The sequence below is a fragment of the Alcanivorax sp. HI0044 genome (assembly GCF_001634945.1).
The window spans coordinates 1-2,868 of record NZ_LWEZ01001392.1 but is presented as its reverse complement, the minus strand read 5'-3'; the positions used below and the strand labels follow the sequence as shown (position 1 = coordinate 2,868).

Annotated in this window: 1 protein-coding gene and 1 pseudogene; both read left to right on the top strand. The window is 60.9% G+C overall.

Annotation, left to right across the window (positions count from 1 at the left end):
* Window positions 1–975, top strand: a 975-nt coding sequence (locus A3730_RS20560; protein WP_063538805.1) for an alpha/beta hydrolase, incomplete at its 5' end; no start/stop codon positions are given.
* 198 nt (window positions 976–1,173) lie between these two features.
* Window positions 1,174–2,868, top strand: a pseudogene (locus tag A3730_RS20555) (hypothetical protein); the annotation flags it as partial.

Genomic DNA, 2,868 nt, shown 5'->3' with positions numbered 1-2,868 from the left:
CCGGCGTTGAGCTGGCAGGGAAAAATGATCAACCGGGCGATCAAGGGGGCGGTGAAACCGGTGATTAGCCGTATCCGTTTTACTCGCCGTTTCATGAAATTCTCGCAACTGGGTTTTGATACGGTGACCCTGGCGTTACCGGTCCCGTCATCAGTACATATCGCCCGGGCCCACATGGGCGGAGTGCCTGGAGAGTGGTTAATAGCTGGGCGCAATGTACGCAGTAATCGGGTGGTGCTGTACTTTCATGGCGGAGCCTATTTTTTCGGCTCGCCGCGTTCCCACCGGGCCGTCACCTGGCGTTTAAGCCGTGAATGCCGGGCCAAGGTGCTGGCGCTGGATTATCGTCAGCCACCCGACTGGGCGTACCCGGCGCCACTTGAAGATGCGGTGCGTGCCTACAAGGCATTGCTGGATACCGGGTACCGCCCGGAGCACATTGTGCTGGCAGGCGATTCCGCCGGCGGCAACCTTTCCCTGGTGACCTTGTTGCGCTTGCGCGAGCTGAATCTGCCATTGCCGGCGGCGGCCGTGCTGATCAGTCCCTGGGGCGACCTGACCTGTAGTGGTGACAGTATTCACACCAACGCGAAACAGGACCCCTTGATCCCGTTGGGTGCACTGCACTTTGTCGCCAAGTCCTACAGCCGGGGCCAGGACCCGGCAGCACCGTTACTCTCTCCTGTGTTTGCCGATTACACCGGGTTGCCGCCATTGCTGATTCAGGTGGGCAGTACCGAGCTGCTTTACAGCGATGCGGTGCGGGTCGCTGAACAAGCCGAGCGGGCAGGGGTGGAGCACACCCTGCAAGTGTGGGAGCAGATGCCCCATGTTTTCCATGCCCTGGCGGCCTGGTTGCCGGAAGCCGGCATGGCGCTGCGCGAAATAGGTGCCTTTGTGAATGCCCGGTTGAATCACTGCGACGATGCCGCGCACGTTCGGGCCCGTGCTCATATTGCTAGTGGGCGTGATTAGCAGCGGAAGGATTGCTGAAACTGTAATCGAAAAGTTGTCTTGAGCCTTGTTCAGACACTAATCGGTAACGCTGGCTACGCTTGTTAACAGTCTACCAACCTCCTTGCTCTACAGCAGATTGCACATCCCTTTCATAGTCGTTGATACCAGCTCCTGTTCTGGGGGCCATAACGACAAAGTACGATGGAGGGGTTCATCTTGGCTAATCAATTCAAACTTCTGGTAGGCAGCAGCGCCCTTGCGGCACTGCTGACGGCCTGTGGCGGTGGAGGCAGCAGCTCAGCGCCTGCCGACTCAGGCCCGGCGGCCCGTGCCCTGCCTCCGGAAATCGCAGAAATCATCGACGATCAGAACGAACTGACCGATGCTTTGTGTCCCGGTGCGTCCGGCGATGCAGGGGAGGGCGGTTCCATTGATCCCGCAACCTGTCTGGATGAAAGCGAAGACGCTGCCGAGGAAGATACCGGCTATGAGCTGTCGCTGAATCCGGTAGTACAGCAGTTCTGCCCGGAAGCGGCGCAGGTATTTGATGCCACGCTGACTTTCAACGGTGAAATGCTGGACCAGGATTTCCTTTACGATACCGACACGTCTTTTGACGGTTCTGCCACCTTCCCGGCAGCCTGTCTGCAGGAAGCGGCCGGGAATTTCCAGAACATCGGTGACATGATCGGTGGCTCCAACCCGCTGACCGAGCAACTGTGCCCGGAAGCGGCGGCGAATAGCCCGATTGATCCCGCTGCATGCTTTACGGAAGCCGTTGGTGGCGGTGGCGATTTGCCCGGCGGCGATGGCGGCCTGCCCGGTTCTGACCAGCTGCTTGCCCAGCTTTGCCCGGAAACCGGCGAACAGGAGCTGGGCCCGGAAACCCCTGTCAACTGTCTCAACGAAGCCAGCCGTGCCTATATAGACATCTACGATATGCTCACCGCGAGTAATCCGCTGACCGAGCAGATTTGTCCTGAAGATAATGCGGATGGCCGAATTGATCCTCCCCAGTGTTTTGCTGAAGCCCTGATGGGCGGTGGCATTCCAGGTGGTGGTGATGGCGGCGACGGCGGTAGCAACCCATTCGCTCCGGCCCTTGAACAGTTCTGCCCGGAAACCGCCATGGCGGACCTTGGCCCATCCACCCCGATCGACTGCCTGGCTGAAGCTGGTGGTAACTTCCAGGACGTGCAGGACCTGCTGCTGGGTTCCAACCCGCTGACAGAACAACTGTGCCCGGAAGCGGCTGCCAACAGCCCGATTGATCCCGCAGCCTGTTTCTCTGAAGCAGCCGGTGGCTTTGCCCCGGGTGGCGGTGGCCTGCCGGGTGCCGATGGCAACCCGCTGGAGCCGGTACTGGCGCAATTCTGCCCGGAAACCTCCGAAGCGGATCTGGGTCCGACCACGCCGATCGACTGTCTGACCGAAGCCGGTGGTAACTTCGGTGACGTGCAAGACCTGCTGCTGGGCTCCAACCCGCTGACCGAGCAACTGTGCCCGGAAGCGGCAGCGAACAGCCCGATTGATCCGGCGGCCTGCTTCGAAGAAGCGGCCGGTGGCTTTGCTCCGGGTGGTGGTGGTCTGCCGGGTGCCGACGGCAATCCGCTAGAGCCTGTGTTGGCGCAGTTCTGCCCGGAAACCTCCGAGGCTGACCTGGGTCCGACCACACCCATCGACTGTCTGACTGAAGCTGGCGGTAACTTCGGCGACGTGCAGGACCTGCTGCTGGGTTCCAACCCGCTGACCGAGCAACTGTGCCCGGAAGCGGCTGCTAACAGCCCGATTGATCCCGCAGCTTGCTTCGAAGAAGCTGCCGGTGGCTTTGCTCCGGGTGGCGGTGGCCTGCCGGGTGCCGACGGCAACCCGCTGGAGCCTGTATTGGCGCAGTTCTGCCCGGAAACCTCC